At 65.9% G+C, this 23,814-nt stretch carries 17 protein-coding genes; 12 read left to right on the top strand and 5 right to left on the bottom strand.

Translation table 11 applies throughout. The annotated features are described in order from the left end of the window. Positions 1–148: 148 nt before the first annotated feature. Positions 149–1,222 carry a chitinase gene (locus AC06FE_RS14795; protein WP_478073469.1) on the top strand — a complete coding sequence of 358 codons (1,074 nt, stop codon included), beginning with the start codon at positions 149–151 and terminating at the stop codon, positions 1,220–1,222. Between the two features lie 192 nt (positions 1,223–1,414). Here AC06FE_RS14795 and AC06FE_RS14790 read toward each other — a convergent pair whose 3' ends face one another. After that, positions 1,415–1,738 carry an ASCH domain-containing protein gene (locus AC06FE_RS14790; RefSeq protein WP_478073468.1) on the bottom strand — a complete coding sequence of 108 codons (324 nt, stop codon included), beginning with the start codon at positions 1,736–1,738 and terminating at the stop codon, positions 1,415–1,417. A gap of 106 nt (positions 1,739–1,844) precedes the next feature. Between AC06FE_RS14790 and AC06FE_RS14785 the strand changes: the two genes are divergently transcribed. Beyond that, positions 1,845–2,618: a lytic transglycosylase domain-containing protein gene (locus AC06FE_RS14785; protein WP_478073467.1), complete on the top strand. Its 774-nt coding sequence runs from the start codon at positions 1,845–1,847 to the stop codon at positions 2,616–2,618. 18 nt (positions 2,619–2,636) lie between these two features. Here the strand turns inward: AC06FE_RS14785 and AC06FE_RS14780 are convergent, their stop codons facing one another. Further along, the gene (locus AC06FE_RS14780; RefSeq protein WP_478073466.1) at positions 2,637–3,092 is read right to left on the bottom strand and encodes a hypothetical protein; all 456 of its coding nucleotides are present in this window, start codon (positions 3,090–3,092) and stop codon (positions 2,637–2,639) included. Positions 3,093–3,180: 88 nt separating this feature from the next. Between AC06FE_RS14780 and AC06FE_RS14775 the strand changes: the two genes are divergently transcribed. Further along, positions 3,181–5,265 carry an NHL repeat-containing protein gene (locus AC06FE_RS14775; RefSeq protein WP_478073465.1) on the top strand — a complete coding sequence of 695 codons (2,085 nt, stop codon included), beginning with the start codon at positions 3,181–3,183 and terminating at the stop codon, positions 5,263–5,265. Positions 5,266–5,382: 117 nt separating this feature from the next. Here the strand turns inward: AC06FE_RS14775 and AC06FE_RS14770 are convergent, their stop codons facing one another. The 3 genes from AC06FE_RS14770 to AC06FE_RS14760 form a co-directional block, all read right to left on the bottom strand. Further along, positions 5,383–8,412, bottom strand: coding sequence for a TonB-dependent receptor (locus tag AC06FE_RS14770; RefSeq protein WP_192287798.1), 3,030 nt, complete (start codon positions 8,410–8,412; stop codon positions 5,383–5,385). 688 nt (positions 8,413–9,100) lie between these two features. Beyond that, entirely contained in the window at positions 9,101–12,148 is a 3,048-nt protein-coding gene (locus AC06FE_RS14765; protein WP_478073464.1) for a TonB-dependent receptor, read from the bottom strand. Positions 12,149–12,435: 287 nt separating this feature from the next. Continuing rightward, positions 12,436–12,810 carry a YciI family protein gene (locus tag AC06FE_RS14760; RefSeq protein ID WP_132865826.1) on the bottom strand — a complete coding sequence of 125 codons (375 nt, stop codon included), beginning with the start codon at positions 12,808–12,810 and terminating at the stop codon, positions 12,436–12,438. Positions 12,811–12,972: 162 nt separating this feature from the next. Here AC06FE_RS14760 and AC06FE_RS14755 point away from each other — a divergent pair, with 162 nt between their 5' ends. The 9 genes from AC06FE_RS14755 (at position 12,973) to AC06FE_RS14715 (ending at position 23,741) form a co-directional block, all read left to right on the top strand. Then, complete coding sequence (locus AC06FE_RS14755; protein ID WP_132865825.1) at positions 12,973–13,401, top strand: YciI family protein; 429 nt, start codon at positions 12,973–12,975, stop codon at positions 13,399–13,401. A gap of 24 nt (positions 13,402–13,425) precedes the next feature. Further along, positions 13,426–13,863 carry a VOC family protein gene (locus AC06FE_RS14750; RefSeq protein WP_192287794.1) on the top strand — a complete coding sequence of 146 codons (438 nt, stop codon included), beginning with the start codon at positions 13,426–13,428 and terminating at the stop codon, positions 13,861–13,863. Then, a complete protein-coding gene (locus tag AC06FE_RS14745) occupies positions 13,860–14,270 on the top strand; it encodes a VOC family protein (RefSeq protein ID WP_132865823.1) in 411 nt (136 codons plus the stop codon). Before AC06FE_RS14750 ends, AC06FE_RS14745 begins: the two co-directional genes overlap by 4 nt. A 19-nt stretch (positions 14,271–14,289) precedes the next feature. After that, positions 14,290–14,646: a DUF1428 domain-containing protein gene (locus AC06FE_RS14740; RefSeq protein WP_478073463.1), complete on the top strand. Its 357-nt coding sequence runs from the start codon at positions 14,290–14,292 to the stop codon at positions 14,644–14,646. 48 nt (positions 14,647–14,694) lie between these two features. Beyond that, positions 14,695–15,936: an RNA polymerase sigma factor gene (locus AC06FE_RS14735; RefSeq protein WP_478073462.1), complete on the top strand. Its 1,242-nt coding sequence runs from the start codon at positions 14,695–14,697 to the stop codon at positions 15,934–15,936. A 325-nt stretch (positions 15,937–16,261) separates the two neighbouring features. Further along, positions 16,262–19,330: a TonB-dependent receptor gene (locus tag AC06FE_RS14730; protein WP_192287791.1), complete on the top strand. Its 3,069-nt coding sequence runs from the start codon at positions 16,262–16,264 to the stop codon at positions 19,328–19,330. 174 nt (positions 19,331–19,504) lie between these two features. Further along, complete coding sequence (locus AC06FE_RS14725; RefSeq protein WP_478073541.1) at positions 19,505–21,124, top strand: M28 family metallopeptidase; 1,620 nt, start codon at positions 19,505–19,507, stop codon at positions 21,122–21,124. A 170-nt stretch (positions 21,125–21,294) separates the two neighbouring features. Continuing rightward, positions 21,295–23,262 carry a WD40 repeat domain-containing protein gene (locus AC06FE_RS14720; protein WP_478073461.1) on the top strand — a complete coding sequence of 656 codons (1,968 nt, stop codon included), beginning with the start codon at positions 21,295–21,297 and terminating at the stop codon, positions 23,260–23,262. 29 nt (positions 23,263–23,291) lie between these two features. Further along, a complete protein-coding gene (locus AC06FE_RS14715; RefSeq protein WP_478073460.1) occupies positions 23,292–23,741 on the top strand; it encodes a GNAT family N-acetyltransferase in 450 nt (149 codons plus the stop codon). The last annotated feature ends 73 nt before the right edge of the window (positions 23,742–23,814 follow it).

Below are 23,814 nucleotides of genomic sequence, written 5' to 3'. Positions count from 1 at the left end.
CGCGTGCCGTCCCTGCTGCGCTGCACACGGGTCATCGCCAGGACAACCCGGCGCCATTATCGGACAGGTTTCATAACCAATTGTTTTTTCGCGATTTTCGGGGCGATCGTGTGCCTAGAATCGGGGCTCTTCCAACCCAGGGACCACGATGAAGTCGATCACCGTTCTCGCCTGTGCATTGGCACTGGCTTCCACGTTTGGCTGTCAGGCAAAGACGGAACCATCGCCTGCGGCGACGCAGGTCGGCGTCGCGCCCGGGCATAGCCATGCATTGCCACGGCATGCGTTGGTCGGCTACCTGCACAACTTCGACAATGGCCAGGGCGTGTTGCCGGTCTCGCAGGTCGACGACAGCTGGGACGTGATCGTGCTGGCCTTCGCCGACGACATGGGCGAAGGCAAGGTGGCGTTCAACCCCGACCCGGCGCTGGACCGCGCGCAACTCATCGCCGACATCGCCGCCAAGCGTGCCCGTGGACGCATCGTGGTGCTGTCCTTCGGGGGGGAGCTGGGCACGGTGACCTTGAACACGCAGCGCGATGAGGACAACTTCGTGCGCACCACCGCCGAGGCCATCAACACCTTCGGGCTGGATGGCATCGACATCGACCTGGAGAAGATCGCCGGCGTCACGCATGACGCGCCGGTGGTGCCGCACCTGATCTCGGCGGTGAAGCGCCTGCACGGCATGTACCCCAACCTGTACGTGTCGATGGCGCCGGAACACCCGTACGTGCAGGGGGGCTTCGTCTCGATGGAAGGCATCTGGGGCGCCTACCTGCCCTTGATCGATGGCCTGCGCGCCGAGCTGGACCTGCTGCACGTGCAGCTCTACAACAACGGCGGCCTGCCCACGCCCTATCGCGCCGAAAAGTACCCCGGTGGCAGCGTGGACATGATGGTGGGCTCGGCGAAGATGCTGATCGAGGGCTTCCCGCTGGCCGGCGGCAAGGGCCGCTTCGAAGGCCTGCGCGCGGACCAGGTGGCATTGGCGCTGCCATCGGGGCTGCGTGCGGCAGGCAATGGCTACGCGACGCCGGCCGATATCAACCGTGCCTTCGATTGCCTGACCACCGCTTCCAACTGCGATGAAGTCACCCCGGCGCAGCCGCATCCGGCGTTCCGTGGCGTGATGACCTGGTCGATCAACTGGGACGTCACCGACAACCGTGCGTTCTCCGCACCGGTAGGCGCACACCTGCGCGCGGCCAGCACGCGCTGACATCCCCGGTAGGTGCCGGCCGAAACCCCGGCCGGCGCAGGCGGTTGGAAGGCCGCTGGCTTCGCGGCCGAGGCCACGCCTACGGCGTGGTGCAGGTCGTGGCGAACTGCGCCCTCCCTTTCGCGCAGCGAAGGGGGAGGGTGGGGGAGGGGTGATTCCCGGCGTGTGCTGGCTTTGCGGCCGCGGCTGTTCCTACCAGGATGCGGGCCACTGGAAGTGCACGAGGGTGACGGTCTCGTCCTGCTCGAAGCCGGGATACAGCTGTTGCATCACGGCCAGCAGCCCTGGGGGCGTGCGGCAGGCCGGGTCGTGCTCATCGGCCAGGTCGGCCGCTGTCAGGGTGTCGAAGCGGCGCAGTTCGGTCCGCAGTTCCAGCGGGGCGGACAGCTGCCCCGGCGCATATTCGATGCAGGCCCGGGGCACGCTATGCCAGCGCTGGCCACGCCGTACGCTGGTATTGCGACCGGTATGGAACAGCGGGGTGGCGAAGCCCAGCAGGGGGACGGCGTCGGGCATGGTGGCAGGCCGGAAGGCGGCCATTCATTCTGCCGCACTTTTCATCACCTGCCGTTCAAACGCGCGGGCCCAGCATCATCGCCCCTTCCCATGATCTGGTTCCGGCATGTCACGCGCGGCTGCGGTTGCGATGGTGTTGCTGTTGTGCGGGCTGTGTGCGCCGTTGCAGGCGCGCACCGTCTACCGCTGCGTGCAGAAGGGCACGGTCAGCCTGGCCACCGCACCGGAACCGGGATCGCGCTGCACGGCGATGACGGTGGACGACAACGCCGTGCAGGCGCCGAACCTGTGGGGCAACTTCGGGGTGTTCAGTGGCACGTTGTACGAGCGTGAGCAGGACGGCCGGAAGGTGTACTCCACCCGCAACCTGCCCGGTTCGACGCCCTACCTGCGTTTCACTGTGGCCACTCCGCCGGGCGAACCGGCGCACGCCGGCCTGGGACGCGTGGGCATGCCGCAGCTGGACCGGCATGCACGGCAGTTCCGTGCCGCCGCCAAGGCTACCGGCGTGGATGATGCGTGGCTGCGCGCGGTGGCACACGCCGAGAGTGCGTTCGACGAGAAGGCCATTTCACCCAAGGGCGCGCAGGGCGTGATGCAGCTGATGCCGGAGACCGCGTCGGAGTATGGGGTGACCGATCCGTTGTCGCCGGCGCAGTCCATCAACGGTGGCGCGCGTTACATGCAGTCGTTGCTGCGTCGCTACAACGGTGACCGTACCCTCGCGGCGGCGGCATACAACGCCGGCATCGGCGTGGTCACGCGTTATGGCGGCGTGCCGCCGTACGCGGAAACGCGACAGTACGTGGACAAGGTGCTGGCGCTGTACAGCGCCTACCGGCAGGCGATGGGCAATGGCCCGGAGCGTCCCGCGCAGTAGCGGCCGGGCGTGATGGGCTCAAGCGGGTTGTGGCAGCTGCAGCTGCTGCCAGCCCACGTGATGCATCAGTTCACGCACCACCACCAGCGCGGCGATGAAGCGCGGTTGCGCAGGCAAACCGACACGATGTGCGGGCAAGCCAGCGGCCACGTCGGCCAGCAGGTTGAAGGCGCGTTCCACCGCGTCGATGTGCCAACGCGTGCGTGCTTCATCACCAAGTAGGGTTGGCAATGCAGCCAGGCCGTCATCGGCCACCCACAGGACCTCCACGGGGTGCGCGCGCAGTGCCGCGACATGTGGCATCAGTGCATCCTCGGTGGTGGCGATGGCCCATTCGATCGCTGCCTCGCCCGGCGGAAAGCGCGCCAGCCCGTCGGCCAGCAAGCGGTCCAGCGACAGCGCCAGGGCGATGGCCTCGCCATGCGCCGGTTGCAGCGTGATGGGCGTGGCGTGCAGGTACAGGCGAGTGGTCATGGTGGGCTCCGGGGTCCGGGACCGATGGCAGGTTCCGCCCCGGTCGATCAGCGTCTATCGTGCCGGCTCGGTAATCATTTGGGTGTACATGGATCGCAAGCATTGGATTACGGCCGTCGTCGTCGTTACCGGAGCTGCCCTGGCGGCAAGTTTCCTGTGGGTACCGACGCCGAAAGGCCCGGTGGGCCCGGCGCCCACGCCGCTGGGCTGGCGGGCCCGCATCGACCTGGTGGGCGGTGACGGCGTTGCCGGCAATGCGGCAGGCAGTGCCGCGCAGGTGCGCTTCAGCGACCCGTGGGGCGTGGCCCTCGGCGGCACGGTGCTGTTCGTGGCCGATGCCGGCGACAACAACCGGATCCTCTACCGCGACCTGCTGGGCGGGGCCTTCACGCTGCTGGCCGGTGGCCGCGAAGGCTTTGCCGACGGACAGGGTGCGGCGGCGGCGTTCAACACGCCGTCCGGCATCGCGCTGGACCGCCATGGCAACCTCTACGTGGCCGATACCGGCAACCATGCCATCCGCAGGATCACCCCGCAGGGGCAGGTGAGCACCGTGGCGGGCGACGGTACGCCGGGCTTCGCCGACGGTGCGGGCGCGCAGGCACGCTTCAACGGGCCGATGGGCGTGACCGTGGGACCGGATGACCGCATCTACGTGGCCGATACCTGGAACGACCGCATCCGCGTGATCACGCCCGATGGACAGGTTGCGACCCTGGCCGGCGGCGAGCGCCCGGGGTGGGAGGACGGCGCCGGTGCGGTGGCGCGGTTCGACACGCCCACCGACCTGAAGCTCGACGCGCACGGCAACCTGTGGGTCGCCGACCTGCAGAACAATGCGCTGCGCGTGATCAGCCCCGAAGGCATGGTCAGCACGCGCGTGGGCATGCGCGACGGGGAGCGTGTGTTGTGGGGACCAATGGCGCTGGCGGTGACGCACGACGACGTGGTCTATGTCAGCGAGCGGTTGAGCGGTCGCGTGGTGCAGGTCTCGCCGCACGGCCACATCGTGGCGGTGGCGGGCAATGACGCACAGCGCTTCGCGCGACCGGCCGGCCTGGCGTTGGCCCCGGACGGCAGCCTGTTGATGGCCGATGCCGATGCCTACCGTGTCCATCACCTGGCACCGGCAGCCGGCGGCCTGCAGGCGTCGCCGCCCGTGCTGGGGCCTTCGCCGGACAACCCGTTGCCGGCCAACCAGCGGCGGTGGCCGCTGGCACCGCAGCTCGGCTGGCATGAGGTGACCGGGACACTGGGCGAGGTGCGTGGCAACTTCAGCGGCGAGAGCCGCCATCACCTGCACAGCGGTTTCGACGTGCGTGGCGATGTCGGCCAGACCGTGCTGGCGATTGCGCCCGGGAAGGTCAGCAGTCCCGCGTCGACCTGGTCACTGGGCGGCCAGGCCGAAGGGTTCTCGCTGGACAAGCTGGACTACATCCACATGAAGGTGGGGCGTGATGCCGGCAACCGCCCGCTGGACGCCGCGCGTTTCCAGCTGCTCGATGATGAGAGCGGCCGCCTCGATCGCGTGCGCGTGCGCCGCGGCACCCGCTTCCAGCCGGGTGACGCCCTGGGGAGCATCAACAACCAGGCGCACGTGCACCTGGCGGTGGGACCGTCCGGCTACGAGCGCAACGCGGTGCGACTGGGCTTCGCCAACTACGCCGATCACGTCGCGCCGAAGATCGACGACATCGCGTTGCTCGATGCCAATGACCAGCGCCTGGTGACGAAGGTCGATGGCCGCCTGCGGGTACCCCGTGATGACAACGGCCTGCAACTGGTGGTGGAGGCGTGGGATCAGGTCGATGACAACCTGCCGCGCCGCCGCCTTGGCCTGTACGCGCTGGGTTACCAGATCCTGGACAGCAACGGTCGCGCATTGCCCGGCTATGAGCAGCCACGGATGAACATCCTCTTCAACCGCATGCCGCCGCAACGCGAGGCGGTGAAGGTGGCCTATGCCGCCGACAGCGGCATCACCGTGCATGGCAGCAGCAGCACGCGTTTCCGCTACGTGCTGACCAACACCGTGCGTGACGGCCTGTTGGCCACCGGCCTGCTGCAACCAGCGGAACTGCTGCCGGGGAACTACACGATCCGCATCACTGCGAAGGATTACAGCGGGAACGCGGCGATGGCGGGAACCGAGCTTCCGATAAGGGTCCAGTAACGGCGATCCTCCGGCAGGTACATCGTGTCGTGCGGCAACAAAAAAGCCCCGGCAGATGCCGGGGCTTTTGTTCACCTGCAATCGACGGGCGATTGCCTTGCTGTTGCCTTCCTTCGATCAGAAATCGTAGGAAGCGGACAGGCGGACCGAACGCGGCGCGGTGTAGTACGTGCCGATTCCATAGGTGTTGGAAACGGTGTACGGGGAATCCGCGTTGAACTTCGAATCCGACTGCACCGCCTTCAGTTCGTTGAACACGTTGAACACGTCCAGGCTGAAGGCCAGCTTGTGGTCGGCGAAGGCAGGACGGTACATCACGCCCAGGTCCACACGCTTGGTCCACGGCTGACGGCCCGCATCACCCGGACGCGACGGCTCGCCGGCGCAGTAGTGATACGCGGTACGGTAGCTCATCGGGTCGCCTTCATTGGCGCCGTAGTAGCCCAGGCAGCTCTTCGGCATGCCCGACATGATGCGCACGGTTGCCGAGGCGGTCCACTCGTCGTTGAACTGATAGGCGCCGTAGCCCTTCAGCTGATGGCGACGGTCGTTGGCCAGGTAGCCGCCGGCGTATTCCATCAGGTACGAGCCGTCCCAGTCCTGCGTCTTGGAGACGTCGTCCTGGCCGATATCCGACTTCACCTGACCTTCGGTGTTGCCGAAGTTACGCGACCAGGTGTAGTCCACACGACCGTACCACTTGTTCGACAGCGGGTGCTCCAGGAACAGGTCGATGGCGACGTAGTCACGCTTGGCCTTGTTGCCACCGAAGCCCCAGTCGCTGCCGCTCATCTGGAACGAGGTGTAGCCCGAACCGTCCAGGTGCTTGGCCAGGAAGGTGTTGGTCTTGCCCGGGTTGAAGATCGTGCAGTGCGGCACGTCCAGGTTCGAGGTGTCGATGTTCATCGACTCCAGCTTCTCGAACATGCGGTCCGGATCGCAGATGTCGTCGATGGCCGACTGCAGGCGACGGTAGGTGACCTTGGCGCCAGTGTTCCACGACTGGCCGATGGTCTTCTCGAAGCCCAGGATCAGCTCATCCTGGTACTGCGACTTCAGGTCGGTCGGAGCCACGGATGCCGGATCCGGGGTCTGGCCGTACTCGCCGTTGGACGACACGGCGCCCGGGCCGAGTGCGGTCAGGCCGGTCGGGTTGCCGTTGGCATCGATACCGGTGTAGTTGAAGTACTCGTAGGTGAAGGTCGAGGCCGAGGCACCGCGGATGGCGACGCTGTTCGGCAGGGCCAGGTAGTAGCGGCCCAGGTTGGCGAACACCTTCAGCGACGAATCACCGAACACGTCCCAGGTGGCGCCCAGACGCGGGGCCCACTGGTCACCGCTTTCCACGTAGGCAACCGCGGCGCTGTTGTAGTTGGTGAACTTGTCATTGCGTACGCCGAGCGTCAGCAGCCAGTTCGGGGTGACCTGCCAGCGGTCTTCCAGGTAGTAGGCCTTCTGCTTGACGGCCATGCTGGTGGTGGTGGTGAGGATGTACTTGGAGACGTAGTAGCCGTCACCACCCGGTGCGCCGACTCCCAGACCCGGAGAGATGGGCGAGGACGGGGACTTCGACTTGGAGTAAACCCAAGCGTAGCCAGGCCCCGTGACGCGCTCACCTTCGTTATGCGCGTTGTAATACATGTTGTCGATACCGGCGGTCAGCTCATGGTCGCCGAGGCGGTATTCCAGGTCCACGCGCAGGCCACGGGTCTTGCTGCCCGCATCATCGGCCTTGGTGTACAGGCTGGCCTGATCGTTGCGGATCAGCTTGCCGCCGGTGACCGCGGTGTTCTGGTTGGCCACGCCACTGAGATACGGATTGGTGGAGTTGCCCGGGTTGCCCTGCAGGTTGGTTTCCTTGCTACGGCCCCACACGGCGCTCAGGGTCAGGTCGTCAGTCAGGTAGCCGGTGTACTTGAAGATGTCGAACTCGTTCTTCAGCTTCGTGGTGTCGGCGAAGGTACCTGCGCGCCCGCCTTCCTGCAGCGTGGCGTAGTCGAACTTGTTGTAATAGCCCGCCTGGCGGTCCGTGTTCTGGACGCGGGTGTACTCCAACGTGTTGTTGTCGTTGATGTTCCAGTCGATCTTGCCGTAGAACTTCGGTGCCGAGTAGCTGTAGTGGTTGCGGATGACCTGCGATGCCACGCGATTGGCCGTGGATACGCCTTCGGTCTTGTCCGACTCTGCGGCAAGGTTGATGAACAGGCGATCTTCGATCAGCGGACCACTGACATAACCGCTATAGGTGGTACGGGTGGCGGTGTCTTCATCGCGCGACCGATAGATGGTGCCTGCACGGTCGGCGAAGGCGTAACCGTAGCCATCCGGCAGATCCATGTCCGGGAAATTGATGTCACGCGGCGAAGCGGCGAGGCTGTCCGGAGCCCAGGTCACCTGCGCGCCGAAATGCCATTCGTTGGTGCCGCGCTTGCCGAGCTGGTTGATCACGCCGCCGGTCGAACGGCCGTAGCGCGCGCTGTAACCACCGGTGTAAGTTTCCTGCTGGTCGATTGCGCCGTAGGGCAGGCTGACGCCACCCATGTTGCTCAGCGGGTTGGAGGCATTGAAGCCGTTGAGGTAGTAGGCGTTCTCGGTGACGCTGGAGCCACCGAACGACAGCACCGAGCGCGAACCGTTGGAGAACTGGCCGCTACCGGCGACCACACCCGGTGCCAGCAGTGCGATGGCTTCGGCACTGCGACCCAGCGGCAGCACGTCCAGCTGTTCGGAGGTGATGACCGACTTGGAGACGGTGTTGCTCACGTCGATCTTCGGCATGTTGGCTGCGGTGACGGTCACGGCGTCCAGGTTGGTGGCATCGCCACCGCCGAAGGACACTTCGGTACCGGCGCCGACGCGCAGCTGCACGTTCTCGCGCTTGTCGACCACCTGGCCATCACGCTGCAGGGTGATCGAGTAGTTGCCCACCGGCAGCGAGCCGAGGTTGTAGCGACCATTGGCATCGACCGTCACCGAGCGCTTCAGGCCGGAATCGTTCTGCACCGTGATGGTTGCACCGGCGGCCTGCGGGGCGTTGCCGTACAACGAACCCGTGGTGCTCTGGGCGGCAGCGGCACCGATGACCGAAGTCAGAATCACCGCGAGCGCGGTGCGCTTCAGGCGGATTGCTTGCTTAGCACTGCTCATCTAAATCCCTTGCATTGGAAAGTTGTTTCATTCGCTAGCTGTTTCTGGTGAAACCACCGTGACAACTGAACGAAATCTTAATTTCTTTTTGACAGGTTTTGCAATATCAGCTGAAACTAAATTTAAGTGATTGAAAACATTGAAATTTCGAATTCTACTGGACGCTGAATGGGGTGTTATTGCCCACCCTCAGGCACGTCAGAGCCCGCCCGATGAGGACGCTTACGGGGCGCTCAACGGCGGGATCCGGCCTTGGGCGGGGTCTTCGTGTCATGTGTGACATGCCGTCTGCCCCGCTCGCGGCGGCAGATGCCAGTCGATGTCGGGAGATGCTTCGGATGACACGCAGTGCTTTCCAGATGGAGCAGCCGTCGTGCCCCCATCCCGTCCCCGCGGCCGTGTCGGCCAGTGGGGTTTGCCGTCGCCGGCGAGGTTGACGGCCTGTGCTGGCCGCCCGGTGTGATCGCAGTTGGCACGCAGCGGGCCTGCGAGCGTTCACGTCTGATGCCGATCAAGGATGCGGGGGCGTGCGTGGAAGCGCACGCCGTTCGATGGCAAGGCACGCAGGTCGAGGTCGCGGCGGCAGTGCCAGGCAGGATGCCGTTGCCGACCTCCTCAAATGCCGTCGGCCCGGCACACCACCGATATCGCCTTGGTGATGTGCCGGGCCGGGTGGAGCGGTGGATCCTTACCAGTCGTACTGCAGCTGCAGGCGCACGTAGCGCGGGCTGGTGTAGTACTTGCCGACCCGGTAGCTGTAGTAGTCGGTGACCGTGCCGGCGGAGTTGTACGCGTATCTGGTTTCGTACACCTGCAGCGGCTTGATCGAGTTGAAGGCGTTGAGCACGGACAGCTGGAAGCTCAGGCCTTCAGCCCACTTCGGGGTGTAGACCACGTTGGGGCTGAAGTTCAACGTCCACGGCGTACGGCCGGCGCTGCCGAGCTTGGCGATGTCGTCCTCGCCCACGTTGCAGGTGTGGAACACGCCGGCGTAGCCATACTCGGTGCCGAAGGTGCCGGTGCCGCCGCCCAGGCAGCTGATCGGCGCGCCGGACTGCACTTGCAGGTTGGCGCCGACCTGCCACTCGTCGTTGAAGCTGTAGCCGCCATAGAGCTTGAAGGTATGGCGATGGTCGTTGAACAGGTAGCCGTCGGCACCGTACATGATCTCGGCGAAGTCGAAGTCCGAGGTGGTGCCGGTGTCGTCCTGGCCGTTGGTGCTCTTCACCAGACCCTCGTAGTTGCCGCTGAGCTTGGCCCAGGTGTAATTGAAGCTGGCATACCACTTGTCGGTGTGCTTTTCGGCGGCCAGGGTCAATGCCTTGTAGTAGCGCTTGGCCTTCGGGCCCAGCTTGTCGCCGTCGACGGTGAGGGTTTCGGTGGCGCCGTCGCCATCCACGTCCAGGGTCAGGGTCAGGTCGCGGCCCGGGTTGTACAGGTAGCAGCCCGGCAGGCCCTCGCGCAGGCCCCACTCGTCCCCCCAGCTGGAGACGTCGTAGCCGGCGTCCTGCGCGGCGTTGTACAGCTGGCGGGTATCGCAGGTGTCGTCGATGACGTTGTTGACGCGGCGGTAGGTGGCCTTGGCACTCAAGGTCCACGCGTCCAGCCATGGGGTGTCCGAACGCAGCTCGTACTGGTAGCCGAGGATGGCCTCGTCCTGCGTGTACGGCTTCAGGCCCTTGGACGCGACGGCCTTCGGGTCCGGGGTGCTGCCATCTTCGCCGTTGACCACGAAGTCGTACGCACCATCGGCGAAGGAGCCGGTGACGTTGGGCACGCCGGTGACCGGGTCGTAGCCGTCGTAGGTGTAGTAGGTGTAGGTGTAGTACGAGGCCGAAGCGGCACGCAGCGCCACGTTGGCGGCGATCGGCAGCGAGTACCGGCCCAGCGAGGCGTACAGCTTGCTGCTGCCGTCGCCGAACACGTCCCACGAGAAGCCCAGGCGCGGCTGCCAGATGTTGTCCTGCTTGACGAAGGTCGCGCCCGAGCCGTTCTTGTTCTCGAACGAGTCGTTGCGGATACCCGCATACAGCATGAGGTTGTCGGTGACCTGCCAATGGTCATCCACGTACCAGGACTTCTGGTCGATGCCGATGCCGCCGCCGGTGCGGTAGTTGATCAGGTAGGCGTAGGAGGAGGCCATGCGCCAGTAGGCACCGGCCGAGTACGAGGTGCCGGCGGTCGAATCCCAGCTCTCGTCGCTGTAGCCGGCGCTGATCTTGTGCTGGCCGAGCTGCCATTCCAGGTCCAGGCGGGTGTTCTTGCGCTCGTTCTTGCCGCCCATCATGTCGACCGAACTGCTTACCGCGCAGCCGATCTGCGCGCCGGTGCGGTCGATTACGTAGGGGCATGCGCCGGCATCGCTGTCGATGTTGCCGTCGTAGTAGCTCATCGTGCCATCGGGGCTGATGGTGAACTGCGAGCTGCGGTTGCGCATCTGGCCGTATTGCAGCGAGGCGGTCAGCGTGTCTGTCAGATAACTGGTCCACTTGAATACATCGGTCTGGCCACCGCTCTTGCCGACCAGCTGGCCGAGGTAGCTGGTCTTGGAGGGCTCGCCGCTGCCGGTGTCATTGCTGTAGGCGGCGTTGTAGTAGTCGTAGGTGTAGCGCCGGCTGTTGTCGAAGCCGGTGTACTCCAGGTGGTTGCTGTCGTTCGGGTACCAATCCAGCTTCACCAGCCAGTACGGCGTCTTGGACTCATAGTCATAGGCGGTGGTGGATAGGGAGGTCGGGACGACCGGCGTGTCCGGTGCGCTGGTGTTGCGCAGCTGGCTGCCGACCCGGCCGCCATAGGTGGTGTTCCTGGAGCTGCCGAACTCGGCCAGCGCGAACACGAACAGCTTGTCCTCGATCAGCGGGCCGCCGACCCAGGCGCTGTAGGTATTGGAGCTGCTGCTGTTCTTGTCATACGAACGGAACAGGCTGCCATCGGTACGGAAGGTATCCGGCACGTTCTCGCGCAGGCCCGAGGGCACGCCGGCCCAGCTGAAGCCGCCCTTCCATTCGTTGGTGCCACGCTTGACGTTCACCGCGGTGACGCCGCCGGTGGAGAAGCCATACGGCGCGCCATAGCCGCCGGTCTGGATGTCCAGCTGGTCGATGGCCTGGAACGGCACTTCCGAGAACGACAGGCTGTCGTAGAGGTTGGTGACGTTGAAGCCGTTGACGTAGTAGCTGTTCTCGGCCGCCGAAGCGCCGCCGAACGAGGCCGGGCCGAAGTAGCCGGAGCTGGCCACGGTGCCGGGCGTCAGCAACGAGACGCTGGTGATGTCGCGGCTGACCGGCAGGGTGTTGAGCTGTTCGGCGGTGAAGGTGGTGCGGGTTTCCACGCTGGTCAGGTCGATCTGGTTCGGGCCCTGGCCAAGCACGGTGATGCGGTCCAGCGACGAGGTCGCGCCATCACCGCCCGCAGCGAAGGTGGCGGTCGTGGCCTGGCCGGCGATCACGCGGACCTTGGTGGTGCCCACCGGCGAGCCGCCGTCCAGCGTGGTGACCTCGTACTCGCCGGTCGGCAGTGCGGAAATGCGGAACTTGCCATCAGCGCCGATCAACGCCTCACGGGTGGTACCGCTGGCCAGGTTCCTGACCTGCACCTTCTGTGCGGCGGCGCCGCTGCCGATGATGTCGCCGGAAGTGCTCTGCGCGAACGCCGTGCCCATGCACGCGCCCAACAGCAGGGAGAGGGCGGTGCGTCGCAGCGTCGGTCCGTTCTTGTTGTGCCTGTAGTGGTTCATTGAATCCCCTTGAATCGATGTAGTGGGCGGGCGGCCTTAACCCCAGATTCACAAACCGCCCTGGTGCAGACGGTTCCACAAAAAAGCAACGATTCATGGCGTGCGTTGGCAAACAACGGCAACAAATGCTGGATAAAAGCAGCGCCTGCTGATGCATTGGCGCCATGAGCTCATGCAGGGCGCTCATGCACCGCAGTACTCGGTGGAGCGCACGGAGAGAATCCCGGCGGCGTGCAGCGGACGGTTAAGGTGACCTGGAGGATGTGCCCGTCAACGCTTGTTGCCGATCAGGCGCCGAGGCGTACCCGCTCGGCGTCGAGATCATCCACGGGCCGTACCTCGATGCTGCCGTAGGCCGACCAGGGGAATTGCCGGGCGATGCGCATGGCGTCCTCGGCATCCACTGCCTCGATCAGGTTGAAGCCGGCCAACAGTTCGCGGGTTTCGGCGAACGGTCCATCGGTCACGCGCGCCTGCGTGGCGCGCGTGCGCAAGGTGCGCGCCCGTTCGACCGGTTGCAGACGCTGGGACATCAGCAGCGTGCCCTGCGCCTGCAGGGTGTCGGCATGGCGCAGGCAGCCGCGCATCAAGGCGTCGTATTCCTCGGCCGGCAACGCCTGGGCCAGGTCGGGGTCGATGTAGATCAGCAGCAGGTATTTCATCGGGCGGGGACGGTGGGGCCGGGCGCCCATCATCGCGCATCGTTGGTGCTGCGGTGCCGCATGAATCCGTTCAGGAATTTCCGTGGGCGCAATGTCGATTCCTGTCGCGCGGGTTCGTCGTAGTGGATGTGAGCCGGCATGGGGCCGGCGACGGAGACGGTGATGAAAGTGATGGTGATCGTGAAGGCCAATGCCGACACCGAGGCCGGGGTGATGCCCACCGAGGCCGAGCTGACGGCGATGGGCGCCTACAACGAGGAGCTGGTCAAGGCCGGCATCATGCTGGCCGGCGAAGGCCTGCACCCCAGTGCGCGCGGCGCGCGGGTGCGCTTCGAAGGCACGCGCCGCAGCGTCATCGATGGCCCGTTCGCCGAGACCCGCGAGCTGATCGCCGGCTTCTGGCTGTGGCAGGTGCGCTCGATGGACGAAGCCGTGGAATGGCTCAAGCGCGCCCCGTTCAGCAGCGCCGATGGCAGCGCGGTGGAGGTGGAGATCCGGCCGCTGTTCGAGGCCGAGGACTTCGGCGAAGCCTTCACCCCAGAATTGCGCGCGCAGGAGCAGCGTCTGCGTGACCGCATCGAGCACAACTGACCCCGCAACGACAGGAGCACGACCATGAGATTGATTCCCTTCCTCGGTTTCAACGGCAATACCCACGAAGCGATGGCGTTCTACGCCAGGGCGCTCGGGGGCAAGGTGGTGTCGGAGATGAAGTACGGCGATATGCCACCCGGCCCCGATTCGGACATGGAGGGCTGCGGGGGCTTCACCCCGGATGCCGACCAGGTGGCGCACTGCCAGGTCGAGGCCGGCGGCGCGGTGCTGATGGCCGCCGATGGACCCGCGGCAGACGGGCAGGCTGCCACCACCATCAACGTCGACGTGGACAGCATCGAAGAGGCCGAGCGCGTGTTCGCCGCACTGGCCGATGGCGGTCAGGTGCAGATGCCGCTGGGCGAGACCTTCTGGGCGCACCGCTGGGGCATGCTGGTCGACCGCTACGGCAAGCCGTGGATGGTCAACTGCATGAAGCCGATGGACGGGGGGCAGTGAGCATGGCCACGCCACAGATGATCTTCGTCAACCTGCCGGTGCGCGACCTGGAGGCCTCCAAGGCCTTCTTCGGCGCCCTGGGCTACCACTTCAACCCGCAGTTCACCGACGAGAACGCCGCGTGCATGATCGTCAGCGACAGCATCTTCGTGATGCTGCTGGTGGAGCCATTCTTCAAGACGTTCACGCCGCTTCCGGTCGGTGACGCACGCGCGCAGACGACGGTGATCACCTGCCTGTCGGCGGACAGCCGCCCGGCCGTGGATGCGCTGGTGGACAAGGCGCTGAAGGCCGGCGCCGGCGAGCCGATGCCGGCGCGCGACTACGGCTTCATGTACCAGCGTGGCTTCCAGGACCTGGACGGCCACCTGTGGGAGATCGCCTTCATGGACGGTGAACCCAACTGAGCCCAGTGGAGGAATCGCGATGAGTTACGTCGATGGTTATGTATTGCCGGTGCCGCAGGAAAAGCTGGGCCAGTACCAGCGCATCGCCCGCAAGGCGGCCAAGGTATGGAAGGAGCACGGCGCGCTGGGCTACCTCGAAGCGGTGGCCGATGACGTCAAGCCGGGCAAGCACACCTCGTTCCCGCAGGCGGTCAAGCTCAAGCCCGGCGAGGTGGTGGTGTTCGCCTACGTGCTGTTCCGCTCGCGCGCGCACCGTGACCGCGTCAATGCCAAGGCCATGGCCGATCCGCGCCTGGCCGGCATGAACGCGCAGAACGTGCCGTTCGATGGCAAGCGCATGTTCTGGGGTGGCTTCAAGCCGTTCGTGAATGTGTGAGGCCCGGCGCTTGCCGGCCGCGGCGGCGGGTGCTTTGATCGCGGCCTGATGGAACACGCCGAACTCCAGCGCAGGCTCGACACGGTGTGGCGGATGGAATCGCCACGCCTGGTCGCGCGCCTTGCCCGGATGCTGGGCGACCTGGACAGCGCCGAGGAGCTGGCCCAGGACGCCCTGGTGGCCGCGCTCGAGCACTGGCCCCGGCACGGCGTGCCCGACAATCCCGCCGCGTGGTTGATGACCACCGCCCAGCGCCGCGCCATCGACCGCCTGCGACAACGGCGCCTGCACGTGCAGGCCGAACTGACGGACGAGCTGCAGGAGCCGACCATGGGGGCGGATGCGCGGGAGTACCTGGATGATTTCGGTGACGACCTGCTACGGCTGGTGTTCGTGGCCTGCCACCCGGTACTGCCGGCCGAGGCCCGGGTCGCGCTGACCCTGCGCCTGCTGTGCGGGTTGAGCACGGCCGAGATCGCGCGCGCCTACCTGCAGCCGGAGGCCACCATCGCCCAGCGCATCGTGCGCGCCAAGCGCCTGCTGGCCGAGCGCCAGGTGCCGTTCGAGGTGCCGCGTCGCCAGGACCTGCAGCCCCGCCTGCAGTCGGTGCTGGAGGTGGTCTACCTGGTCTTCAACGAGGGCTATGCCGCCAGCAGCGGCGAGGACTGGATGCGCCCGGCGCTGTGCGAGGAGGCCTTGCGGCTTGTCCGCATACTCAACGGCCTGCTGCCATCCACGGTGGCGGTGCTGGGCTTGCTCGCATTGATGGAGCTGCAGGCCTCGCGCCTGCGTGCCCGCACCGGCGCCGACGGCGCACCGGTGCTGTTGCCGGCGCAGGACCGCAGCCGCTGGGACTGGCTGCAGATCGCGCGCGGCCTGCAGGCGCTGGACGCGGCCGAGGCGCTGGGCGGCGCCGAGGATGCCTACGTGTTGCAGGCTGGCATCGCCGCCTGCCACGCCCGCGCGCGGCGCGCCGAACAGACCGACTGGCAGCGGATTGCCGAGCTGTACACGCGGCTTGGCCAGGTGACGCCATCGCCGGTGATCGAACTCAACCGCGCCGTCGCCATTGCGCAGGCACGCGGCGCGGAGGCCGCCTGGCCGCTGGTGGAAGCCCTGTCCGGCGATGCCCGGCTGAAGGGCTATGCCCCGTTGGCGGCCGTGCGCGGGGACTTGCTGGACAAGCTGGGCCGCGCCGCGGAGGCGCGTGTCGCGTTCGAACTGGCCGCCGAATTGAGCGGCAACGCGCGGGAAAGCGCCGTGCTGCGCGCGCGCGCAGCCTCCCTGTAGCTGGAAAGGGTCGCCGGAAAGGGGCGTCGGGCTGGCGCGACGCCTGCCCGGCCGTTTGCCATGCCCACGCGGCGGTGAGCGCTGCTTTCACCCGTAATTGATTGATTTCATGGGCGGTCGGTCGGCAGCTGGCTCACACTTCATTCCATTCAGTTATCAGTCAAACACATGAACGGAAATTTAATTTGATGAATTTCCGTTAAACCTATTGTTAACGAATCATTCAGGGCTCTATAGTCCGCCGGTCCGTCCATTCAGGTCGGATGAAATCCTTGAAATCACTTCAATTGCTTTAGTCATTTTGTCTCGGAGAGAGGAGTAACAAATGGCTTCACATTACGTTTCAAAGGGATTCAAACGCAGTGCACTGACGGTCGCCCTGGGGTTGTGCTTCGCCGGCGGCGTTCATGCGCAGAACACGACGGGCAACATCGCCGGCACGGTGCCGGCAGGTTCCAGCGTGACCATCGTCAACAACAGCGGCCTCACCCGCACGATCACCGCGGACGCGAACGGGCGCTACAACGCCAGCAACCTGCCGGTGGGCAACTACACCGTGACCGCGGGCGGCAACAAGCGTGACGTCGTGGTGACCGTGGGCAACACCGTCACGGTGTCCTTCGGCGGTGCGGACGCATCGACGCTGAGCACCGTGAACGTCACCGCCACCGCCGCCAACACCATCGACGTGCGCACCGTGTCCACGAGCACCGTGATCACCGCGCAGGAACTGCAGCGCCTGCCGCTGACCCGTTCCGCCGAGGCGATTGCCATGCTGGCACCGGGCGCGGTGGCGGGCAACAGCGTGTGGTTTGGCAGCGCGGTATCGCTTGGCGGCGCCAGCGTGGCCGAGAACGCCTACTACATCAACGGCTTCTTCACCGGCAATCCGATGACGAACGTGGGTGGTTACACGCTGCCTTACGGCTCGATCGAGCAGCAGGAAACCTACACCGGCGGCTATAGCGCCAGGTACGGTCGTTCCGATGGCGGCGTGATCAACCAGATCGGCAAGAGCGGCAGCAACGAGTTCCATTTTGGCGCCCAGGTCACCTGGACCCCGAAGGGACTGCGTGAAGGCAACCCGAACCGTTACTATCCCAGCACCAGCCTGCCGCCGGGCTACGCCTACGAGGACGACACGATCCTGGGCGATCTCTACAGCCGTGGTGACCGCAACAAGAGCTGGAGCCAGACCTACAGCGCCTACGTGAGCGGCCCGCTGATCAGGGACCGCCTGTTCGGTTTCGTCTCGTTGGAGCAGGAGAAGACCGAGGCCGATACGTTCCCGACCGCGGTGGGTACCCCGCAGGTCCTGAACGACACCACCAAGAACCCGAAGCTGTACGCCAAGTTGAACTGGAACATCACCGACAACCACTTGTTGGAGATGACGTACATGGCGCAGCGCTACCGCTACAGCGGCAGCTACTCCGACTATGACTTCGAGCAGGACACCATCGGTGACCGCAACGGCGCCGTGCCGAACGAAGTCAGCGAGAACGACGAGTTCTCGATCCTCAAGTACACCGGCTACCTCACCGACAACCTGACGGTGAACGCGATGTACGGTCACTCGCGCCTTCGCTACAGCAGCATCCCGACGCTGACCGGCTTCTCGCGCGTGTCCAGCGCGAACCTGCAGAACAAGGCCTACTGGCCGGCCGGTACGCCGAACAGCGGCATCACCAATTCGCAGGTCGCCAGCAACGGTACGCCGGGTGCGAGTGACTATGGCGATGGCCTGCGCCTGGAGCTGGAGTACGTGCTGGGCCAGCACACGTTGACCGCCGGTATCGACAACCAGAAGTTCGAGGCCAAGAACGAAGGCGTCGACCAACTGGTGGACCGCTGGATCTACCACAGCACCAACGCGCCGAACAATCCGATCAACAAGACGCTTGACGTCGGTGCGCCGGGCTCCCAGTACTACGTCCGCAAGTACATCTACAGCAACTCCACCAGCATGTCGCTGGAGCAGAAGGGCTGGTACCTGGAGGACAAGTGGCAGGTGACCGATAACCTGTTGCTGTCGCTGGGTATCCGCAACGACCAGTTCACCAACAAGAACAACACCGGCGCGGCGTACGTCGATACCGGTGACCAGTGGGCCCCGCGCCTTGGCTTCAGCTGGGACGTGCGGGGTGATTCCTCGCTGAAGATCTTCGGTAATGCCGGTCGCTATTACCTGGCCCTGCCGCAGGCGGTCGCCGTGCGCGGTGCGTCCTCGTCGATCTTCACCAGCGAGTACTTCACCTACACCGGCATCGATGCCAACGGCGTGCCGACGGGCCTGACGCCGATCCTGAACGTGGCGGGTACCGCGCCGGCCGGCCCGGTGTCGTCCAACCACGAAACCGGACAGCCCAAGGACGCCGGCAGCTTCGCGCCGACCGACCTGAAGTCGTCCTACCAGGATGAGTTCATCCTCGGCTTCCAGGCCCAGTTGAACGAGAACTGGAACTACGGCGCCAAGTTGACCTACCGCGACCTGAAGGCCGCGATGGACGACACCTGCGACGCCGCAGCGATGGAGGCCAAGCTCGAGAAGATGGGGATCGACCCGTCCACGGTTGCCATCCCGGGTTCGACCGGCATCGACGGCGGCTGCTTCATCGTCAATGTCGGCGACAGCAACACCTTCAAGTTCGCCAACAAGGACGGCAAGGGCTACACCCAGTTCCAGATGACGCCGGACGATTGGGGCTGGACGGTGCCGATGAAGCGCACCTACAAGGCGGTGGACCTGTTCATCGAGCATCCGTTCGATGGCAAATGGGAAGCCCGTGTCGATTACACCTACAGCAAGAGCGAGGGCAACATGGAAGGCCCGGCCAACTCCGACTCCGGTCAGGGTTCGGCCTCGCATGACAACGGCGTCTCCACCAGCGTCAACTGGGACGGCCCGGCCTTCATGTTCCACTCGATGGGCTACCTGCCCAACGACCGGCGCCACCAGATCAAGGTGCGTGGCAGCTACGCGCTGACGTCGGAATGGCTGATCAGCGGCAGCCTCCGCGTCCAGTCCGGCATGCCGATCACCTGCTGGGGCTACTACAACGAGCAGGGTGGCGATCCGGCGCAGAACGAGACCGATCCGGTGGGCTACGACGGCTCGTACTACCACACCTGCTTCGGCAAGGCGTCGCCCCCGGGCAAGAAGTTCGCACCGTGGACCAAGCGCTTCGACCTGGGCGTCACCTATCGTCCGTCCTTCGCGGAAGAGAAGCTGGCCGTTTCGTTGAACGTGATGAACGTCTTCAACGAGCGCAAGCCGACCGCGATCGATGGTGAGACCGAGACGGCCGTTGCGACGGTCAGCAACACCTACAACATGCCGCTGCGTTTCGCTACTCCGCGCTACGTCATGATGAACGTGTCCTACGACTGGTAAGCAGAAACTCTCTGCCATTGCTCCATTTGAACCGGCCTTCGCGAGAAGGCCGGTTCTTTCTGTCCGTCACGTGCACGCTGGCACTGCCCGCAGGGGCGCCAAGCTGGCTACACTCCGGGGTTGTCTGACCACTGGAGGTGCAGCGTGAAGCATGTAGTAATCAGCCTGTTGGCGATGTCGGTATCCACGGCCCTGATGGCCGCCCCGCCGAAGTTCGACGGTGCCCGCATTTCGGCCGACGTGAAGGAGCTTTCCTCCGACGCCTACGAAGGCCGTTCGCCGGCCTCGGCGGGCGAGGAAAAGACCATCGCCTACCTGAGCCGGCAGTTCGCCGACGCGGGCCTGCAGCCGGGCGGCGACCTGAAGGACGGCAAGCGCCTGTGGACCCAGGCCGTGCCCCTGCTCAAGGGCGACATCGTCGGCAAGCCGCAGCTCACGCTGACCGGCCAGGGCACGCCGCAGGCGCTGACCCAGGGCCAGGAGATCGCCGTGCGCGCCGCGATGAATGGCGACAGCCAGGTGGCCATCACCGACGCGCCGCTGGTGTTCCTGGGCTACGGCGTCAAGGCGCCGGAGCGCAACTGGGACGACTTCAAGGGCGTGGACCTGAAGGGCAAGATCGCCGTGGTGCTGATCAACGACCCGGACTTCGAGACCGGCGTGGGTGACTTCGACGGCAAGGGCATGACCTACTACGGCCGCTGGACCTACAAGTACGAGGAAGGCGCGCGCCAGGGCGCGGCCGGCGTGCTGATCGTCCACGAAACCGCACCGGCGTCCTACGGCTGGGCGACGGTGGCCGGTTCCAACACCAACACCATGTTCGACGTGGTGCGCGACAAGCCCGCCGAGGCGCATCCGGCGCTGGAGGGCTGGATCCAGCGTGACCTGGCGGTGGCGATGTTCAAGCGCGCCGGCCTGGATTTCGAAACGCTGAAGAAGCAGGCGCAGTCGCGCGACTTCCAGCCGGTGGAGATCAAGGGCGAGACCTTCTCGGCCAACTACCAGGTCCACAACGAGGTGATCACCTCGCACAACGTGGTGGCGCGGCTGGAAGGCAGTACCCACCCGGACGAGACGGTGATCTACAGCGCGCACTGGGACCACATCGGCGTGGGCGAGCCGGATGCACGCGGTGACCGCATCTTCAACGGTGCCATGGACAACGCCAGCGGCACCGCCGCGCTGGTCGAGCTGGCCCGCGGCTTCGCCACGCAGCCCAAGCCGCAGCGGTCTGTGGTGTTCCTGGCGGTGACGGCCGAGGAAAAGGGCCTGCTGGGCTCGGAGTACTACGCCAGCAACCCGCTGTACCCGTTGTCCAAAACGGTGGCGGTGATCAACATGGACGGCATGGCGCCGTACAGCCCGTCGCGTGACTTCGGCATCTACGGTTCGGCGAAGATGGAACTGCTGGACCAGCTCAAGGAGGTGGCCAAGGGATGGGACCTGCACTACACGCCGGACCCGAAGCCGGAAGCGGGCCTGTTCTTCCGCTCCGACCACTTCCCGTTCGCCAAGCGTGGCGTGCCGGCGTTGTCGTATTCGGCCGGCCAGGACTGGATCGACGGTGGCGTGGAAGCCGGCAAGAAGGCCTCCGACGACTACACCGCCAAGCGCTACCACCAGCAGGGTGACGAATGGCAGGCCGACTGGACCTTCGCCGGCGCGGTGCGTGACCTGGAAGTGGTCTACACCCTGGGCGAGAAGCTGGCCAATTCGCGTGACTGGCCGAACTGGAGCCCGGAAGAGGCATTCCGCGCCACGCGCGATGCCAGCGCGGCCGAGCGCCGGTAACGCATGCCCCGAGCCCCTCTCCCGGAAACGGGAGAGGGATTGGGCTTTGGGCACCCAAGGGCACCTCAATCACGGCCATTGATTCCCTCGTCACCACCCCAACCCTTAAGGTCAGGCCTTATCGCGACAAGGGAACACGGATGGCGGACGCTGGCAGATGGAAACGCGCGTTGTGGCTGCTTGCCATGGGCAGCGCAGGATGGGCGAACGCCGCGGCCTTGCCGCCGAACTGGCAGGTGGTTCCCACCGACCCCGGTGCCGTCGAGAACGGACTTCCCTCCGTGCTGCGTTCCCCGCAGCTGGCCCGCGAAGGCAAGCGCCTGGCGCAGGTGCAGATGGTCGTGGACCTGCCCTACGCGCAGGTGTTGCCGGTGGTGCAGGCCACGCTCAGACCGCTGGGAACCGTGGCCGGGGAAGACAACCACAACCTGGTGGCACGCATTGGCCAGGGCTGGGGCGATGTCCTGCTGGCGCGGCGGCCCGAACTCACGCGCGACTACCTGCGCCGCTACGCCTTGCCCGAGCTGCAGCAGTACGTCAGCGACGGTGCGCTGCTGGAATCGGAAATCCCCGGGCGCATGGCGCGGCTTGAGCGCCAGTTCCGCTTCGAGGGGCACGGTGAACGCATGCCGGACCTGCAGCAGCCCTTCCGCTACTGGGATGGCCGCATCACCCAACGGCACGGGGCGATGGGGCGCAGCACCAGCACGCTCAACGTGCGCGTGACCCAGCTTGATGCGGTGATGGGGCAACCGGCCACGGCGGTGACCGTGTGGCGCAGCGATGACTGGCCCAATCCCGGCGGTGGCGTGGTCGGGCAGCTGCGCGCGCTGGCTGACGCCAACATCTTCAGTACCGGGCCGCAGGCGCGGCTGCAGCGCAGCAGCGTGCCGGAGCAGGCGTTCAACCCGATGTACGAGGCGTTGAGCGCGCTGCCCGGGGCACGCATGCGCATCGGTACCGGTGCCTCGGAGTGGATCGCGGCGGCGCAGCCGCAGGTCACGATCGTCGAGCCACAGCGCAAGCTGCCCGACGCCGATGCGGCGACGCTCGAAGCCAAGGCCGTGCTGCGCATCGAGCGGGTGGCCTCGCTCAAGACCTATGATGCCGATGGCATGCAGGTGCTGGCCGATGGCAGCGTGCTGCTGATCCAGCGATATCCGTTCACCCTGATGCATTGGCGGCCCGACGACGGTGCCACGCCGCGCACGCTGTGGACGTCACCGCAACCGCACGCCAACCGTTGGCTGCTGGCCGCCGACGCGCGCGGCCAGGTCGCCCATCTGTTGGTGGATGGGCGGGTGATGCGCTACGACACGGTGGCCCGGTCACTGAGCACGCATCCGCTGGCGTTCGACCAGAAGGGCGTGCTCGGCGACAGTTACGTGCGCTACTTCCACGACGGTAACGGCGTGCCGCTGGCGTACCTGCGTGACTACGTGGACAAGCGCGACACGTTCAAGCTGTGGGCGCCGGTGCAGGCCGCGAGCACCGACGGTGCCCGCTGGGATTACGCGCAGCAGTTCGCCGCGCCCCGCCAGCACGTGATGCGCGGCGACTTCCCCGGCAACGCGCAGTCCAAGCCCGTGCAATGGGATGGCCCGATGGCCAATCCCTGGGTCGAGGATGTCTTTGGCCTCACCGAGCTTGATGGCGGCACCGGCCGCGTGCTGCGCGTGCTGCCACTGCCACGGCGCTTCGGTTCGGTGGACCCGTTCGATGACATCGGCATGGCGCAATGGACGCCCGAGCCGTTCGGCTCGGTCAAGGGGCGCTGGGTCGCGGTTGGCTTCGTGTTGATGGACGGCGAGCGCCGAAACCCGGGCATGCATGTGGTCGACGTGGACAGCGGAAAGGTGCGCTACTCCTTGACCCTGCCGGGGCGGGACTCGCTCAAGGTTGCCGCCGGCTCGCCGGACGGCCGCCTGCTGGCCCTGGGCACGGCGGCGGGCGATGTGGCTGCGGTGCTGTGGAACCTGGACAGTGGTCGGTCGCTGAGCCTGCGTGCGGACGATGCCCACTGCGACGAGCTGAACCAGTTGCAGTGGAGCCCGGATGGCCAACGGCTGTGGGGGCGTTGCGTCAATGCGCTGGTGCAATGGGAGCTGCCGGCCAACTGGCAATCGCGGCGCGAGTGAAGCAGGCAACTTACAGGCAGGGCAACCCGATGGCATTCACCGTACGGCCGGCCGCCGTTGCTGATGTCCAGGCGCTGTTCGACATCCGCACCAGCGTCACCCAGAACCATCTCTCGCGCGAGCAGATGGCGCAGTTGGGCATCGATGCCGACGTGCTCGCCACGATGCTCGCGGCCGCGCCGTGCGCGTGGTTGGCGGAGGTGGAGGGTCAGCCGGTGGCGTTCTCGATGGTCGACCTGGACGATGCCTGCCTGTTCGCGGTGTTCGTCAAGCCCGGCTTCGAGGGGCAGGGGCTGGGCGCGGCGGTGCTGCGGCCGGCCGAACAGGCGCTGTTCGCGCGCCATGCGCGGATCTGGCTGAGCACCGACGGGCACGAGGACGTGCGTGCCAATGGCTTCTACCGCCGCCATGGCTGGGACGTGGTGGCCGCGCTGGACGACGGTGACCTGCGCTACGAGAAGGCCCGGCCGGCGGCCTGAACGGGGTCGCTCCGCCGGTGGCCGGGTTCAGGCGCCGATTCCGGGGTTTCGTCGCACGGCCCTTGTGCCGGCG

The sequence above is a fragment of the Stenotrophomonas sp. Steno-C18 genome, assembly GCF_056393195.1.
This window is presented reverse-complemented; position numbering and strand designations above follow the sequence as displayed.

Bases quoted from the DNA above. Each gene is read 5' to 3' on its own strand.
- AC06FE_RS14795 (WP_478073469.1), top strand. From the start codon at position 149: ATGAAGTCGATCACCGTTCTCGCCTGTGCATTGGCACTGGCTTCCACG.
- AC06FE_RS14790 (WP_478073468.1), bottom strand. From the start codon at position 1,738: ATGCCCGACGCCGTCCCCCTGCTGGGCTTCGCCACCCCGCTGTTCCAT.
- AC06FE_RS14785 (WP_478073467.1), top strand. From the start codon at position 1,845: ATGTCACGCGCGGCTGCGGTTGCGATGGTGTTGCTGTTGTGCGGGCTG.
- AC06FE_RS14780 (WP_478073466.1), bottom strand. From the start codon at position 3,092: ATGACCACTCGCCTGTACCTGCACGCCACGCCCATCACGCTGCAACCG.
- AC06FE_RS14775 (WP_478073465.1), top strand. From the start codon at position 3,181: ATGGATCGCAAGCATTGGATTACGGCCGTCGTCGTCGTTACCGGAGCT.
- AC06FE_RS14770 (WP_192287798.1), bottom strand. From the start codon at position 8,412: ATGAGCAGTGCTAAGCAAGCAATCCGCCTGAAGCGCACCGCGCTCGCG.
- AC06FE_RS14765 (WP_478073464.1), bottom strand. From the start codon at position 12,148: ATGAACCACTACAGGCACAACAAGAACGGACCGACGCTGCGACGCACC.
- AC06FE_RS14760 (WP_132865826.1), bottom strand. From the start codon at position 12,810: ATGAAATACCTGCTGCTGATCTACATCGACCCCGACCTGGCCCAGGCG.
- AC06FE_RS14755 (WP_132865825.1), top strand. From the start codon at position 12,973: ATGAAAGTGATGGTGATCGTGAAGGCCAATGCCGACACCGAGGCCGGG.
- AC06FE_RS14750 (WP_192287794.1), top strand. From the start codon at position 13,426: ATGAGATTGATTCCCTTCCTCGGTTTCAACGGCAATACCCACGAAGCG.
- AC06FE_RS14740 (WP_478073463.1), top strand. From the start codon at position 14,290: ATGAGTTACGTCGATGGTTATGTATTGCCGGTGCCGCAGGAAAAGCTG.
- AC06FE_RS14735 (WP_478073462.1), top strand. From the start codon at position 14,695: ATGGAACACGCCGAACTCCAGCGCAGGCTCGACACGGTGTGGCGGATG.
- AC06FE_RS14730 (WP_192287791.1), top strand. From the start codon at position 16,262: ATGGCTTCACATTACGTTTCAAAGGGATTCAAACGCAGTGCACTGACG.
- AC06FE_RS14725 (WP_478073541.1), top strand. From the start codon at position 19,505: ATGTCGGTATCCACGGCCCTGATGGCCGCCCCGCCGAAGTTCGACGGT.
- AC06FE_RS14715 (WP_478073460.1), top strand. From the start codon at position 23,292: ATGGCATTCACCGTACGGCCGGCCGCCGTTGCTGATGTCCAGGCGCTG.